The sequence below is a fragment of the Caballeronia sp. LZ024 genome (genome assembly GCF_031451455.1).
GTDB lineage: Bacteria > Pseudomonadota > Gammaproteobacteria > Burkholderiales > Burkholderiaceae > Caballeronia > Caballeronia telluris.
Genome location: NZ_JARUXL010000004.1, coordinates 896,184 through 910,641, shown reverse-complemented (window position 1 = coordinate 910,641; position 14,458 = coordinate 896,184). Strand labels below are relative to the sequence as shown.

The window sequence follows — 14,458 nt, the reverse complement described above, 5'->3', positions numbered from 1 at the left end:
CGCGCGGTCAGTGGCCGAGCACGGCGGTGCCGCGGTCGGCGAATGCGCGCAGCAGATGATGCGCGATCGCGAAGGGCTTCGGCGCCGTAAGGCCGTCCGGATGCGTGCCATCGAGCATCGACGCGACTTCGGCACGCGAGAACCAGCGCGCGTCTTCGAGTTCGACCGTATCGACGACGATCTGTGTGTCATCGGCGTGCGCGAAGCAGCCGATCATCAGCGAAGACGGAAACGGCCACGGCTGCGTAGCGAACTGCGTCACGCCGGAACAGCGCACGCCCGCCTCCTCCAGCACTTCGCGCACGACGGCGTCGGCGGCCGTTTCGCCCGGCTCGACGAAACCCGCGAGCGCCGAATACATGCCCGGCGCGAACTGGCGCTGGCGGCCGAGCAGGCAGCGCTCACCGTCGATGGCGAGCATGATCACCACCGGGTCGACGCGCGGAAAGTGCTGCGTGCCGCAGGCGTCGCAGTGACGGCGCCAGCCGGCCGCCGCCACGCGGCTCGGCTGCCCGCAGTTCGCGCAGAAGCGATGGCGCCGGTGCCAGTCGAGCATCGACTTCGCCTGACCGAGCGCGCCGACGAGCGCAGGCGCAACGAGGCCCCGCATCGCGATCGAGCGCAGGTCGATCGGCTCGATTTCCGCGTGCGGCGCCGGTGCGTCGATCGCGTCCTTCCCGAACCCCAGCGCGAAGAGCGCGCGGCCCTCGTGTTCGCCGTCCGTTTCCTGGCCGAGAAAGACCGTCTGCACCGGCTCGCCGAAGCGGGCGGCTTCGTCGGCGGAGAAGAGCGCGTCGTGTCCGTTCGATGCTTTCAGCAGCGGAACATCCGAGCTGAAAACGACGAACCGCGTCGACGGATCGCGATGCAGGCGTTCGATGAACGCTTCGTCGTCGCGTTTTTCGGAATGCCGGTTGAGCGGGTTGAACGCAAAGCCAAGGGCGATGAAGGGGTCTGGAAGGGGCATGGAAAGATTTTTCGGTACGATCGCGCAGGTTGCAACTTACCATGACGCGTGGGATGCGGCAGGCGCGCGCATCGCATGCGACAAAGGAGCGAGACGATGAAGGTGTGCATTTACGGCGCGGGCGCGATCGGCGGATGGATCGGCGTCAAGCTGGCTCAGGCGGGACACGACGTGAGCGTGGTCGCGCGCGGCGCGACGCTCGACGCGCTCGCCGCGCACGGCCTGCGCCTCGTGGAAGGCGGCGCGACCCACGCGGTCGAAGTGCGCGCGAGCGCCGATCCCGCCGACCTCGGTGTGCAGGACGTCGTCGTGGTGGCGGTCAAGGCGCCCGCGATGGCGTCGGTGGCGGCGCGCATCGCGCCGCTTCTCGGCGCCGGCACGGTCGTCCTCACGGCGATGAACGGCGTGCCGTGGTGGTTCTGCGACGGCCTGCGCGGCGACTTCGCGGGCAAGCGGCTCGCCTCCGTCGATCCGCACGGCGAAATCGCGGCGGCCATTCCCGGCGCGCTAACGCTCGGCTGCGTCGTGCACGCGGCCTGCGCGACGGACGCGCCCGGCGTGATCCGTCACGTTCAGGGCAAGGGTCTGATCGTCGGCGAAGCGGCAGGGCGCGCGAGCGAGCGCGTGGAAGCGCTGTGCGCGCGGCTGAACGAAGCGGGTTTCGAGGCGAGCGGGTGCGACCAGATCCAGCGCGAAGTGTGGTTCAAGCTCTGGGGCAACATGACGATGAACCCGATCAGCGCGATCACCGGCGCCACGACCGACCGCATCCTCGGCGACGACCTCGTGCGCGGGTTCGTCACGCGCATCATGCTGGAGGCGAAGGAGATCGGCGCTCGCTTCGGCATTCCGATCGACCAGGCGCCCGCCGACCGGCACGCGGTCACGCTCAGGCTCGGCGCGATCAAGACGTCGATGCTGCAGGATGTCGAGGCGGCGCGGCCGGTCGAACTGGATGCGCTGGTGGCGGCGGTGTGCGAACTCGGCCGGATGACCGGCGTCGCGACGCCGTTCACCGACGCGCTCTTCGGACTCGCGCGGCTGAAGGCGCGCACGCTCGGGCTGTATCCGGCGGATTGAGCGCACGTGCAACCAAAAGAAGGAACCTCGAGAAGGAACCTCGACATGAACGAACCGCATGACCCGCCGCCCTCGCGTGGCGAATTCGACGAACTGCGCGCGCTGACGCGCGAGTTCGTCCGCGAGCGCGACTGGGCGCGCTTTCACACGCCGAAGAACCTGGCGACCGCGATCAGCGTCGAAGCGAGCGAGTTGCTCGAACCGTTCCAGTGGCTCGCCTCGGGCGAGCGCGACGAACTTGACGACGCCAAGCTCACCGCCGTCCGCCATGAGATGGCCGATGTGCTCGCCTACCTCGTGATGCTGGCCGACCGGCTCGACGTCGATCTGTATCGCGCGGTGTTCGAGAAGATGGCGCTGAACCGGGCGAAATATCCGGCGCACAAAGTCCGCGGCGACGCGCGCAAGTATAGTGAGTACGAGGATTGAGGCTGCAAGCCGTTTCATCAAACGACAGGAACCGCCGATGGACTTCTCGCTTCCCCCCGAACTGACCGACCTGCAGGCCCGCGTGCGCGCCTTCATCGCCGACGAAATCGTGCCGTTCGAACGCGATCCGCGCTGCACGCCGCACGGGCCGAACGAGTCGCTGCGCGCGGAACTGATCGCCAAAGGACGGCGCGCGGGACTGCTGTCGAGCCATGTGTCGCCGGAATTCGGCGGCCTCGGGCTCGGCCATGTCGCGAAAGCGATTCTTTTCGAGGAGGCCGGCTATTCGCCGCTCGGCCCGGTCGCGCTCAACATCGCCGCGCCCGACGAAGGCAACATGCACCTGCTCGAAGCGATCGCGACGCCCGAGCAGAAGGAACGCTGGCTGCGTCCGCTCGCGGCGGGCGAGATCCGCTCGTGCTTCTGCATGACCGAGCCGCCGCCCGGCGCGGGCGCGGACCCGTCGATGCTGCAGACCGTCGCGACCCGCGACGGCGACGATTACGTGATCGACGGTCGCAAATGGTTCATCACGGGCGCGGAGGGCGCGGCGGTTGCGATCGTGATGGCGAAGCTCTCGGACGGTCCCGCGACCATGTTTCTCGCCGACATGACGAGCCCGGGCATCGTGATCGAACGCGCGATGGATTCGCTCGACACGTGTTTTCCGGGCGGCCACGCCGTCGTGCGTTTCGAGGGTCTGCGCGTTCCGGCGGCGAACGTGCTGGGCGAAGCCGGCGAAGGCTTTCGCTACGCGCAGGTGCGGCTGTCGCCCGCGCGTCTCACGCACTGCATGCGCTGGCTCGGCGCGGCACGGCGCGCGCACGACGTCGCTTCGGCGTATGCGCGCGAGCGGCAGGCGTTCGGGCGCGCGCTCGGCGAACACGAGGGCGTCGGCTTCATGCTCGCCGATAACGAAATGGACCTGCACGTCACGCGCCTCGCGATCTGGCACTGCGCGTGGGTGCTCGACCAGGGCGTGCTCGGCAAGCACGAATCGAGCATCGCGAAGGTGGTGTCGTCGGAGGCGCTGTGGCGCGTGGTCGACCGCTCCGTGCAGGTGCTGGGCGGACAGGGCGTGACGCACGAAACCGTCGTCGCGCGAATCTTCGCGGACATGCGCGCGTTTCGCATCTACGACGGTCCTTCGGAAGTGCATCGCTGGAGCATCGCGCGACGCATCCTGCGCGGCGACAAGCGCGCGAGCCGGGAATGAGTGCAGCTGGACGCGTTGCGTGAACGCGGCGCGTGCGTCAACGGGACGTCACTGCGGGCGCATCGGCGCGCCGCCCGCTTCCTGCGCGCGCTGGGCCGCGACGATGCGTCCGGCGCGCTGCGCGTTGTCGGGGTAGTCCCACCAGTTGTTCGGATCGTAGCCGGCGGCGAGCCAGGCGAGCGTGTCGGCCTTGACCTCGGCGCGGGTCTTGGGCGCGGACGGATCGGACTTCGACGGCGGTTGTGCATACGCCGAAGCGACACACGACGCGCCGAACAGCGCGCCGGCCAGAAGGCAGGGAAGGTTTTTCATGGCGGGAGCCTCGCACCGTCGGAAGTCGGTTTTTTCATTCTAGGCGACGCTTTACACAAGGCGAGGCGCGATTCGGGTCCGAAACGATACCCTCGGCCCGTCCGATGCAAAAGGCCATCTTGTCGTGCGCTGCGCTGTGCGCAGTCATGCGGTGGCGCGAAAATCGGAGCCCGCGGCGGGCGCCGGCTGCGCACGAAACCATCAGAACAATCACACGACAGGGGCGGGACCATGAGCACGTTGCGGGTTGCCTCGGACAGCTTTGCGGAACTCGACGATCTCCGGTCGCTGCTCGATGCCGGCCGCGCCTGGTTCGTCGGACGCACGGTGACCGAAGTGCGGACCAGCCGCCACACGTTCCCTATCCTCACCGCGACCCTCGGCACGACCGATCCCGGCGCGCCCGCGATCGGCTTCTTCGGCGGCGTGCACGGACTGGAGCGGATCGGCACGCAGTTGATCCTCGACTACATGCGCGCGCTTTTGCGCCGCCTCGAATGGGACGATCTTTTGTCGGAGCAATTGCGTTCGATCCGGCTCGTCTTCATGCCGATCGTCAATCCCGGCGGCATGTGGGCGCGCACGCGCTCGAACCCGAACGGCGTCGACCTGATGCGCAACGCCCCGCAAAGCGCCGAAGGCCGCGTGCCGTGGCTCGCGGGCGGACAGCGCATCGGGCCGTGGCTGCCGTGGTATCGCGGGAGTCGCGACGCGTCGATGGAAGTGGAAAGCGCGGCGCTCCTCTCTGTTGTCGAGGAGGAACTGATGTCGCGGCCGCTCAGCTTCGCACTCGACTGCCATTCGGGCTTCGGCTGGGACGACAGCATCTGGTTTCCCTACGCGCGCACCGACCGGCAGATGCCGCATCTCGCCGAGATGTTCATGCTGAAGACGATGTTCGAGCAGTCGTGTCCGCATCACGGCTACGCGTTCGAACCGCAGAGCCATCAGTACCTGCTGCACGGCGATCTCTGGGATTGCGCCTACGACCGCACGCGCGCGCCGAACATTTTCCTGCCGATGACGCTCGAACTCGGTTCCTGGCGCTGGATCAGGAAAAATCCGCCGCAATTGTTCTCGCGCTTGGGCATCTACAACCCGATCAAGGCACATCGGACGAGGCGCGTGCTGCGCCGGCATCCCAATTTCTTCGACTTTCTGACGCGCGCGGCGTTTTCTTCGCATCGATGGCTGCCGCGCGGCGATTTCCGCGAGCAGGTGACGGCGCGCGCCGCCGAGCACTGGTGGAGCAAGGGCGCGCCATGAGCCAGTGGATCCTGCTGCGCGGACTCACGCGCGAGACGCGCCACTGGGGCGCCTTCGCCGACGATTTCCGCACGCGGATCGCGGATGCCGGCGGCGTTCTGGCGATCGACCTGCCGGGCAACGGCACCGCGCGCGCGATGCGCGTGCCCGCGGACGTGGACGGCATCGCGGAGTCGGTCCGCTCGCGCGCGCAGGCGGCGGGAATCGCGGCGCCGTACCGGCTCTTCGCGATGTCGCTCGGCGCGATGGTCGCGACGCAGTGGGCGGCGCGCCATCCGGGCGAAATCGACCGGCTCGTGCTCATCAACACGAGCATGCGGCCGTTTGCGGGCATCGGCGAGCGCTTGCGGCCGACGGCGTGGCCGGCGCTCGTTCGCGTCGCGGCTTGCTGGACGCGCGGCGCACAGTGCGAGCGCATCGTCCATGCGCTGACCTGCCACCGGCACGACACGCTCGACGCCGACGTCGCCGCGTGGAATCATGTGCGAAACACGGCGCCCGTGAGCGCGGCGAGCGCGTTGCGCCAGCTTGCGGCGGCGGCGCGCTTTCGGGCGCCGCGCGAAGCGCCGTGTTGCCCGACGCTGTTGCTGTCCTCGACGGACGACCGGCTCGTCGATCCGGTCTGTTCCGCGCGCATCGCCTTCCAGTGGGGCGCGACGCACGCGCGCCATCCGTGGGCGGGACACGATTTGCCGCACGACGACCCTGCCTGGACCTGCGACACAATCGCCGACTGGCTTTATTTAGTCGATGAAGCTAAACACGAAGCCAGCATTCGCCGCGAGCCCGCCTGATCGCGCCCGGCGTGCGTTTGTCCAACTTACGACCGTACGATTCGCGCCACGTCCGGGGGATTCGGATGTTGCAACGCAACAAAGCGCCGCGTATCCTGTACTGGCTGGGCAGGATCGCGTGGCCCTTGCATCGATGCGCTGTCATGGCGCCCCGGCGAGCCGGATCTCCGTCCAGACGATGCAAACGAGGTGCCGCGCAGTGGCTTGCCGCAAGGAGTCGAATCATGGACGCTCAGAAGTCGTCTGACCCTACGCTGCACGTCTTCGAGCAGGACGGCGAGTGGCACTGGGCCATCACCATCCCCCGGCCGACAGGCAACGGGATGAAAGTCGTCGCGTATAGCTACGAGGGCTTCGCTTCCGAGGAAGACGCCCGCGAAGACGGCCAGCGCGCGGTGCGCGAGGGCGAATGGCGCGCGTCCGGGGCGCGCCGGGCTGAACCGAGCCATTCCGGCGTCTGAGCCGCAGTCCGCGCGCCGTATCGGCGGGCGTCGCCGGACTGATCGCAATACTTCTTTTCGCCTTCCCCTCGCGTAACGAATCGCGCGACACTCGACGCATCTGCGTAACCCGCCCGCCGAGGTGCACGGCATGAACGCGACCGTCAATCGTGACGCGGCCTACACGATCCGCCGCATGCGCGCCGACGAAATCGGGCTCGCGCTGGATTGGGCCGCCGTCGAAGGCTGGAATCCGGGGCTGAACGACGCGCGCGCTTTCCATGCCGCCGATCCGCACGGCTTTTTCATCGGCGAACTGGACGGCGAGCCGGTCGCGTGCCTGTCGGCCGTCGCTTACGGCGATACGCTCGGCTTCATCGGCCTCTACATCGTGGCGCCCGCCTTTCGCGGACGCGGATTCGGCATACGTCTCTGGAACGCGGGAATCGCCAGTCTCGGCGAGCGTAATATCGGGCTCGACGGCGTCGTGAGCCAGCAGGCGAATTATCGGCGTTTGGGTTTTCGGCTCGCGTACCGCAACGTCCGGTTCGAGGGACTCGCGCGCGACGATGCGCCGACGTCTGCGGCCATCGTGGAGGCGTCGGCGGTGCCGTTCGAACAAATCGCCGCCTATGATCGCCGGATGTTTTGCGCGCCGCGCGAGGCGTTCCTTCGCGCGTGGCTCGCCCAGCCCGAAGGCGCCGCGCTCGTTGCGCAGGAAAACGGTCGCGTGCGCGGTTACGGCGTGTTGCGCGCCTGCCGCAGCGGCTACAAGATCGGCCCGCTTTTCGCCGACGACGCGCGCATCGCCGACGATCTGTACGGCGCGCTCGTCGCCCGTGTGCCCGGCGCGGCCGTGTTTCTCGATGTGCCCGAGGCCAATTCCGAGGCGGTCGCGCTCGCCGTGCGTCACGGCATGTCGAGTGTCTTCGAGACCGCGCGCATGTACACGAAGGCGCCGCCTGCGGTGCCGCTCGATTGCGTGTTCGGGGTGACGTCGTTCGAACTCGGATGAGCGCATCCGCCGCGCTGCGCCGGACGCGCTCGCTGAACGCGGTTACTTGCGAGGTGTGTCGACGGGCGGCGTGCCGTCGTGGAAGAACGTCTTCAGTTGCGAACGCAGTTCCGGCGAATCCGTATGCTGATGCACTGACACCGCGTGCTGCACGGCTGCTTCGAGCAATTCGTCGTCGGAATCCGCGGAGAGTGCCACCGAGCAGTTGTTGTCGCTCGGCACTTCGCGGCAGTCGATGTACTTGCGCGTCATGATGTCTCCCTCGAACGGGTCATCGGCCCGCAGGCATCGCCGTGCGGGCCCGGAAAACGCGGTAAGAGCGCTGCGATGCCGGAAGGCGTTCCACCTGGAAACGCTTCTGAAAGTATAGATGTCGAAAGCCGTGTTGCGGTGCGTTTGCGGAGGTCCGCGCGCTCCGGTAAGGTATGGACGTCTTCGCGCAAGGAGCGGCGCCGATGAGCCACCACCACGACCACGACCACGATCACGCCGGCAGCGCGCTGCCGGAGATGGACCTGCGCGTGCGCGCGCTGGAGTCGCTTCTGGTCGAGAAAGGTTACGTGGACCCGAAGGCGCTCGATGTCCTCATCGACACTTACGAGCATCGGGTCGGACCACGCAACGGCGCGCGCGTCGTCGCGAAGGCGTGGGCCGATCCGGCCTACCGCCAATGGCTTCTCGACGACGCCAGCGCCGCCATCGCGTCGCTCGGCTTCACGGGGCGGCAGGGCGAGCACATGGTCGTGCTCGAAAACACGCCCGCGGTGCACAACCTCGTCGTCTGCACGCTGTGCTCGTGCTATCCGTGGCCGGTCCTCGGCCTCCCGCCCGCGTGGTACAAGTCGGCGCCGTATCGCTCGCGCGTCGTGATCGACCCGCGCGGCGTGCTGGCGGAATTCGGCGTCGAATTGCCGGCCGAGGTCGAACTGCGTGTATGGGATTCGACCGCCGAGGTCCGCTATCTCGTGTTGCCGATGCGCCCGCCGGGCACGGAGAACATGGCCGAAGCCGCGCTCGCCGAACTGGTCACGCGCGATTCGATGATCGGCACCGGCCTGCCGGCGATGCCCGGTTCGTCGGCCACCCGGACACAGGAGCCAGCATGAACGGCGCGCAGGACATGGGCGGCATGCAGTCGTTCGGGCCGATCCGCCCGCGCGAAAACGACTTGCCGCTGCACGACGACTGGGAGCGCCGCGTCCTCGCCGTGACGCTCGCGATGGGCGCGACCGGCGCATGGAACATCGACGCATCGCGGGCCGCGCGCGAGAGTCTCCCGCCTGCGCAATACCTGTCGAGCAGCTATTTCGAAATCTGGTTCGAAGGTCTGAAGACGCTGCTGGTGAACGCGGGTCTCGCCACCGTCGAAGAAATCGAGTCGGGCGAGTTGCGCAGCGCGGCGGCGCGCGTGCAGCGCGTCCTGCACGCGGATCAGGTGCAGGCGGCGCTTTTGCGCGGCAGTCCCGTCGACCGCCCGGCGCGCGCGCCAGCGCGTTTCGCGGCCGGCGATGCGGTGCGCGCCCGGCAGATGCATCCGCCGACGCACACGCGCCTGCCGCGCTATTGCCGGGGCAGGCGCGGCGAGATCGTCGCGGTGCGGGGCGCGCACGTCTTTCCCGATACCCACGCGATCGGCGCGGGCGAAGAGCCGCACTGGCTCTACACGGTGCGCTTCGATGCGGCCGAGTTGTGGGGCGCAGAGACATCGGCGACGTCGGTGTGCGTCGATTGCTGGGAGCCGTATCTGGAACCGTGTCCGGCATGACATCGCACGATACCGAACCGAATCCGCACGGATGGCGCGCCGCGTTGCCCGGACTGCCCGCCGACGCCGCCGGTCCCGTCTTCGATGCGCCGTGGCAGGCGCAGGCCTTCGCGATGACGCTAGCGCTGCACGAGCGCGGGCTCTTCACCTGGCATGAATGGGCGCAGTACCTGAGTCGCGCGATCGCCGACGCGCAGGCCGCGGGCGACCCCGATCGCGGCGATACTTACTACGCGCACTGGCTGACGGCGCTCGAGCGCATCAGCACGGAGAAAGGACTCGTGACGGACGGCATGCTGTCGAGCCGCCGCGCCGATTGGGACGACGCAGCGCGCGCGACGCCCCACGGCCAGCCGATCGAACTGCGCCGCCGCCCGGAGCGGTCGTGAACGGCGAGACGCTCGCGGCTTACCGGGCGACGCGGTATCGCGTGTTCGCCCACATCCCGATCGACATGCGCATCGGCGAAACGAGCGCTGCGATGACCGCGCTGCTCGCGCGGCATGGCGCCGGATCGGCGGTGTTCGTGACGGCGTTCAACCCGTTCAGCCGGCGCGTCAGCGACGACGACAACGCCGCGCGCCAGCTCAGGCTGAAGGCGCATCTCGCGCGCCTTGGCTTCGAGACGATCGAAGGCGCCGGAATCGATCCGACGGGCCAGTGGCCGTCCGAGGAAAGCGTGCTCGCGCTCGGCGCAGACCGCCCGGCCGCCGACGATCTGATGGTGACATTCGAGCAGAACGCGGTCGTGATCGTCGAAGGCGATGGCTGCGCGCGTTTGCTGCTGCATCCGCGACTGCGCGATTCGACCCGCGATGCTTGAGCACGCTGGTCATCGAACCCGAACGGTGTATGCTCGTCAACGCCTGAGCTTCTACAAAAATACGACACTATGACCCAACCCGCTTCCTCCCCGAGTCCCGAGGACACTCCCGCCCTGGAGCCGCGCGAGGACGCTGAGGTCCGCGATTCGCTCTACCGGACGCTCGTCCAGGAAATCGAGGACTACGCGATCTTCATGCTCGATCTCGAAGGCCGCGTGCGCACGTGGAACGCCGGCGCGCAGAAGATCAAGGGCTATGCGGCGCGCGAGATCATCGGCCAGCACTTTTCGCGCTTTTATCCCGCGGAAGCGCTCGCACGCGACTGGCCCGCATACGAGTTGCGCGAGGCGCTCGCCGTCGGACGCTTCGAGGACGAAGGCTGGCGCGTGCGCAAGGACGGCTCGCTCTTCTGGGCGAACGTCGTGATCACGACCATGCGCGACCCGGACGGCACGCCGATCGGCTTCGCCAAGCTCACCCGCGACCTCACCCTGCGCCGCCAGGAAGAGGAGCGCCTGCGCCAGAGCGAGGAGCGCTTTCGTCTGCTGGTCGAATCGGTGGAGGATTACGCCATCTTCATGCTCGATCCGGACGGCCGCGTCGCGAGCTGGAATGCCGGCGCCATCGAGATCAAGGGCTACCGGCCCGACGAAATCATCGGGCAGCACTTCTCGGTCTTCTACCGCCCGGAGGACAACGCCGCCGGCAAGCCCGCCGGCGAACTCGCGCGCGCGTCGCGCTTCGGTCGCGTCGAGGACGAAGGCTGGCGCGTGCGCAAGGACGGCTCGCTCTTCTGGGCCAACGTCATCATCACGGCCGTGTACGACTCGTCCGGCACGCTGCGCGGCTTCGCGAAGGTCACGCGCGACCTGAGCGAGAGAAAGCGCCTGGAAGAACTGGAGCGGTCGAGCCAGCACGTCAGCGAATTCCTCGCGACGCTCGCGCACGAACTGCGCAATCCGCTCGCGCCGTTGCGCAACGCGGTCGGCGTGATGCAGCTCGAACCGCAGCTCTCGCCGACCATCGCCTCGTGCCGCGACATGATCGACCGTCAGACCATTCAACTGTCGCGGCTCGTCGACGACCTGCTCGACATGGGCCGCATCACCACCGGCAAGATCGATCTGCGCATGGCGAGCGTCGACATGGCCGAGGTCGTCGCGCAGAGCGTGGAAGCGGCGCGCCCGCTCGCCGACCAGCGCCAGCAGGTGATCGACGTGCGGCTGCCGGCGGAAGGCGTCGTCGTGGAGGGCGACTTCGTGCGGCTCGTGCAGGTGCTGCAGAATCTGCTGAACAATGCATCGAAATTTTCGCCGACGGGCGGGCGCATCGCCATCGAGATCGTGAGCGAAGCGCGCAACATCGTGCTGACGGTGAGCGATCAGGGACGCGGCATCTCGCCCGGCTCGCTCGACACCATCTTCACGCTCTTCGCGCAGGAAGACCGGCTGCTCGACCCGACGCACAACGGGCTCGGCATCGGCCTGACGCTGTCGCGCTCGCTCGTCGAACTGCACGGCGGCATGATCTCGGCGCAAAGCGAGGGACGCGGCATGGGCAGCGTCTTCACCGTGCGCCTGCCGCGCGCGCGGCGGCGCGCCACCCGCTCCGCAAACGCCGCCGGGCGGCCGTCGGCGCCCATGCCGGCGAACGCGATGCGCGTGCTCGTGATCGACGACAACCGCGATTCCTCCGACAGCCTCGCGATGCTGATCGGCATGAAGGGCCACGAGGCGCGCGCGGCCTACGACGGCGCGAGCGGCCTGACCGTCGCCCGGGAGTTCCTGCCCGATCTCGTGCTGGTCGACCTCGCGATGCCGGACATGGACGGCTTTGCCGTGCTGCGGGCGCTGCGCGCAAACGTGGCGTTCGCGCGCACGGTGACTGCGGCGATGACGGGCTTCGGGCAGAATCAGGACCGCGAGCGTTCGATCGGCGAAGGCTTCGACGCGCATCTCGTCAAGCCGGTGGACATGGCGCTGCTCGACGCGCTGCTCGCCGATGCGAAGCGCCGCTTGCTTGCCGCCGGCACGGGGCGGTCGCTCGCCTGATCGTCGGTATCGCCGATCGTCTTTATCGCTCTCGCCCGGGGAGGCGTCCGTGTCCGTGTATCTGATCGCGTTGCTGATGGGTATCGTCGCGGGCCTGCGGGCGATGACCGCGCCCGCCGCCGTGAGCTGGGCCGCGCATCTCGGCTGGCTGCCGCTCGCGGGCACGCCGCTCGCCTTCTTCGGCTATTCCGCGACGCCGTGGATCTTCACGGCGCTCGCCGTCGTCGAACTGGTCACCGACCAGTTGCCGCGCACCCCGAGCCGCACAGTGCCGATGCAGTTCGGCGCGCGCATCGTGCTCGGCGCGTTGTGCGGCGCGGCGCTCGCCACGCCGGCGGGCGGGTGGATCGGCGGGCTGGTCGCGGGTGTCGTGGGGGCGATCATCGGGACGCTCGGCGGGGCGAAGGCACGCGCCGCGCTGGCGCGCGCGTTCGGACGCGATCTGCCGGCGGCGCTGATCGAGGATGTCATCGCGGTCGGCGGCGCGGTGCTGCTGGTGCTCGCCATCGCGCGATAGCGCACTAGCGTCTCAGGCCGCCTGGATGCGGCACAGGTCCCGATGCGTGAGATAGAGCCGCAGATCGAATTCGATCTGATGGTAGCCCGGCTGCATGAATTCGCAGAGCCGGTAGAACGCCTTGTTGTGATCGCCTTCCTTCAGATGCGCGAGTTCATGCACGACGATCATCTTCAGGAATTCGGGCGCGGTGTCCTTGAACAGCGACGCGATCCGGATCTCCTTCTTCGCCTTCAGCTTGCCGCCCTGCACGCGCGAAATGGCCGTGTGCAGGCCGAGCGCGTGCCGCAGCACGTCGAGCTTGCTGTCGTAGACGACCTTGTCGATGGCGGGCGCGACGCGCAGGAATTCCTGCTTCAGTTCGCAGCAGTATTCGTAGAGCGCGCGGTCCGACTGCACGGCATGACGATGCGGATAACGCGCTTCGAGATAGGTGCCGAGCCGACCCTCGGCGATCAGGCGGCGAACCTTTTCCTGCAGCGTGGCCGAATAGGCGCTCAGGTATTTCAGATGTTGCATGGCGGTCGGAAGGGGCAAAAGGGCGGCGAACAAGACTCGATTGTAACGAGCGCAGCCAAACGCGTAAGTTTGTGTTCGGATCGTCGTTAAGGCGCACGCGGCGTGGCAAGATGCGCGGCCTGATTTCATCATCGCAGCGCGGCATCGACATCATGGCTTCAAACAAGGCGCATCACGCCACCGGCTGGGCGGCCGGCATCATCGCGGCGGCGCTCGTCAGCAAGACGGGCGGCGCGGGTCCTCACCAGCTTGGCAGCGTGCTCGCGCTCGCCGCGGCCGTGCTCGGCAGCACGGCGCCCGACTGGCTCGAAGTCGCGTGGTGGTCGCGTGCGAGGCGGCTCTGGATCACGCATCGCACGCTCACGCATTGGGGTGTCGGATGGATCGCGCTCTGCGTGATTTCGTATCGGCTGCTCGGCGTGTATCCGTCCGCGGCGGTCACGTTCGGCTTCGCGTGCGGTGGCCTCATGCATCTCTTCGCCGACTGGCCGAATCCGCTCGGCGTGCCGTGGATCGCCGCGCGCCATTCCCTGAACCTCTGGACGAGCGGGCGTTGCGATCTGCTCGTCGTCGGCGCTGCGTGGATTGGCGCGGGGCTCACAGCCGATCACGTCTGGCTGCATGGTGCATTGCTGCACGGCACCGAAAGCCTGCGCTTCTTTCGCGCGGTCGGGCTTTAGGCCGCGCCAGTACAATGATCCGTTCAACTCAAACCGGTGACCCGTTCATGCAATCCGATTTCGCCGTCCGTACGATCCGACGTTTCGTCTTTGCGTGCCTCGCGTTGCTCGCGGTGTGCTCGCTCGGCGGCTGCGCGGGCCTTTTCAATCGCGAGGCGATGCGCGTGAACGTCGTCGGACTCGAACCGCTCGAGGGGCAAGGGCTCGAAGCGCGTTTTAACGTGAAGCTGCGCGTGCAGAATCCCAACGACGCGCCGATCGATTACAACGGCATCTCGCTCGATCTCGACCTGAACGGCCGGCCGTTCGCGAGCGGCGTGAGCGACCAGAAAGGCAGCGTGCCGCGCTTCGGCGAAGCCGTGCTCGCCGTGCCGGTGACCGTTTCCGCGTTCACGGCGGCGCGCCAGGCGCTCGGCTTCGCGAACGCCTCGCAGTTCGACAACATCCCGTATGCATTGCGCGGACGGCTCGCGGGCGGCCCGTTCGGCGGCGCGACCTTCAACGACAAGGGCACGCTGAGCCTGCCCTCGGGCGGTGGCTTCTAGAGGCCGTCCGCGGGGTTGTACGGATCGACGCGCTCCTG

General features: G+C 68.0%; 19 protein-coding genes. 15 read left to right on the top strand and 4 right to left on the bottom strand.

Going from position 1 to position 14,458, the window contains the following annotated elements; translation table 11 throughout:
• Positions 1 to 7: 7 nt before the first annotated feature.
• Positions 8 to 967: an NAD(+) diphosphatase gene (gene nudC / locus QCE48_RS26380; protein WP_309783370.1), complete on the bottom strand. Its 960-nt coding sequence runs from the start codon at positions 965 to 967 to the stop codon at positions 8 to 10.
• A 96-nt stretch (positions 968 to 1,063) separates the two neighbouring features.
• Between nudC and QCE48_RS26375 the strand changes: the two genes are divergently transcribed.
• The 3 genes from QCE48_RS26375 to QCE48_RS26365 are packed head-to-tail and all read left to right on the top strand — an operon-like array spanning position 1,064 to position 3,692.
• Positions 1,064 to 2,047: a 2-dehydropantoate 2-reductase gene (locus QCE48_RS26375; RefSeq protein ID WP_309783368.1), complete on the top strand. Its 984-nt coding sequence runs from the start codon at positions 1,064 to 1,066 to the stop codon at positions 2,045 to 2,047.
• A gap of 45 nt (positions 2,048 to 2,092) precedes the next feature.
• On the top strand, positions 2,093 to 2,476 hold the full coding sequence (locus QCE48_RS26370) for a nucleotide pyrophosphohydrolase (protein WP_309783367.1): 384 nt from the start codon (positions 2,093 to 2,095) through the stop codon (positions 2,474 to 2,476).
• Between the two features lie 37 nt (positions 2,477 to 2,513).
• Positions 2,514 to 3,692, top strand: a complete 1,179-nt coding sequence (locus QCE48_RS26365) for an acyl-CoA dehydrogenase family protein (protein ID WP_309783366.1) — start codon at positions 2,514 to 2,516, stop codon at positions 3,690 to 3,692.
• Positions 3,693 to 3,740: 48 nt separating this feature from the next.
• On the opposite strand, the gene QCE48_RS26360 is transcribed toward QCE48_RS26365, so the two are convergent.
• A complete protein-coding gene (locus QCE48_RS26360; protein ID WP_309783365.1) occupies positions 3,741 to 4,004 on the bottom strand; it encodes a DUF4148 domain-containing protein in 264 nt (87 codons plus the stop codon).
• A gap of 231 nt (positions 4,005 to 4,235) precedes the next feature.
• Here QCE48_RS26360 and QCE48_RS26355 point away from each other — a divergent pair, with 231 nt between their 5' ends.
• The 4 genes from QCE48_RS26355 to QCE48_RS26340 all read left to right on the top strand — a co-directional run bounded on the left by QCE48_RS26355 (position 4,236) and on the right by QCE48_RS26340 (position 7,519).
• The gene (locus QCE48_RS26355) at positions 4,236 to 5,270 is read left to right on the top strand and encodes a M14 family zinc carboxypeptidase (protein WP_309783364.1); all 1,035 of its coding nucleotides are present in this window, start codon (positions 4,236 to 4,238) and stop codon (positions 5,268 to 5,270) included.
• Positions 5,267 to 6,064, top strand: coding sequence for an alpha/beta fold hydrolase (locus QCE48_RS26350; protein WP_309783363.1), 798 nt, complete (start codon positions 5,267 to 5,269; stop codon positions 6,062 to 6,064). Before QCE48_RS26355 ends, QCE48_RS26350 begins: the two co-directional genes overlap by 4 nt.
• A gap of 224 nt (positions 6,065 to 6,288) precedes the next feature.
• Entirely contained in the window at positions 6,289 to 6,525 is a 237-nt protein-coding gene (locus QCE48_RS26345; protein ID WP_309783361.1) for a hypothetical protein, read from the top strand.
• Between the two features lie 130 nt (positions 6,526 to 6,655).
• Complete coding sequence (locus QCE48_RS26340; RefSeq protein ID WP_309783360.1) at positions 6,656 to 7,519, top strand: GNAT family N-acetyltransferase; 864 nt, start codon at positions 6,656 to 6,658, stop codon at positions 7,517 to 7,519.
• A 42-nt stretch (positions 7,520 to 7,561) separates the two neighbouring features.
• On the opposite strand, the gene QCE48_RS26335 is transcribed toward QCE48_RS26340, so the two are convergent.
• Positions 7,562 to 7,771 carry a DUF1059 domain-containing protein gene (locus QCE48_RS26335; RefSeq protein WP_062633205.1) on the bottom strand — a complete coding sequence of 70 codons (210 nt, stop codon included), beginning with the start codon at positions 7,769 to 7,771 and terminating at the stop codon, positions 7,562 to 7,564.
• A gap of 203 nt (positions 7,772 to 7,974) precedes the next feature.
• Here QCE48_RS26335 and nthA point away from each other — a divergent pair, with 203 nt between their 5' ends.
• The 6 genes from nthA (at position 7,975) to QCE48_RS26305 (ending at position 12,676) form a co-directional block, all read left to right on the top strand.
• Complete coding sequence (nthA, locus tag QCE48_RS26330) at positions 7,975 to 8,625, top strand: nitrile hydratase subunit alpha (RefSeq protein WP_309783357.1); 651 nt, start codon at positions 7,975 to 7,977, stop codon at positions 8,623 to 8,625.
• Complete coding sequence (nthB, locus tag QCE48_RS26325) at positions 8,622 to 9,284, top strand: nitrile hydratase subunit beta (RefSeq protein ID WP_309783356.1); 663 nt, start codon at positions 8,622 to 8,624, stop codon at positions 9,282 to 9,284. The genes nthA and nthB overlap by 4 nt, the downstream gene beginning before the upstream one ends.
• Complete coding sequence (locus QCE48_RS26320; RefSeq protein ID WP_309783355.1) at positions 9,281 to 9,673, top strand: nitrile hydratase accessory protein; 393 nt, start codon at positions 9,281 to 9,283, stop codon at positions 9,671 to 9,673. The genes nthB and QCE48_RS26320 overlap by 4 nt, the downstream gene beginning before the upstream one ends.
• On the top strand, positions 9,670 to 10,107 hold the full coding sequence (locus QCE48_RS26315) for a DUF3293 domain-containing protein (protein WP_309783354.1): 438 nt from the start codon (positions 9,670 to 9,672) through the stop codon (positions 10,105 to 10,107). The genes QCE48_RS26320 and QCE48_RS26315 overlap by 4 nt, the downstream gene beginning before the upstream one ends.
• A gap of 69 nt (positions 10,108 to 10,176) precedes the next feature.
• Entirely contained in the window at positions 10,177 to 12,159 is a 1,983-nt protein-coding gene (locus QCE48_RS26310) for a PAS domain S-box protein (protein WP_309783353.1), read from the top strand.
• Positions 12,160 to 12,208: 49 nt separating this feature from the next.
• A complete protein-coding gene (locus QCE48_RS26305) occupies positions 12,209 to 12,676 on the top strand; it encodes a DUF4126 domain-containing protein (protein ID WP_309783351.1) in 468 nt (155 codons plus the stop codon).
• Positions 12,677 to 12,688: 12 nt separating this feature from the next.
• Here QCE48_RS26305 and QCE48_RS26300 read toward each other — a convergent pair whose 3' ends face one another.
• Positions 12,689 to 13,195, bottom strand: a complete 507-nt coding sequence (locus QCE48_RS26300) for a M48 family metallopeptidase (RefSeq protein WP_309783349.1) — start codon at positions 13,193 to 13,195, stop codon at positions 12,689 to 12,691.
• A 152-nt stretch (positions 13,196 to 13,347) separates the two neighbouring features.
• Here QCE48_RS26300 and QCE48_RS26295 point away from each other — a divergent pair, with 152 nt between their 5' ends.
• Both QCE48_RS26295 and QCE48_RS26290 read left to right on the top strand, forming a co-directional pair.
• Positions 13,348 to 13,875 carry a metal-dependent hydrolase gene (locus tag QCE48_RS26295; protein ID WP_309783347.1) on the top strand — a complete coding sequence of 176 codons (528 nt, stop codon included), beginning with the start codon at positions 13,348 to 13,350 and terminating at the stop codon, positions 13,873 to 13,875.
• A gap of 47 nt (positions 13,876 to 13,922) precedes the next feature.
• Positions 13,923 to 14,420 (top strand): LEA type 2 family protein, encoded by a 498-nt coding sequence (locus QCE48_RS26290; protein ID WP_309783346.1) that lies wholly within the window; start codon positions 13,923 to 13,925, stop codon positions 14,418 to 14,420.
• Positions 14,421 to 14,458 lie beyond the last annotated feature (38 nt).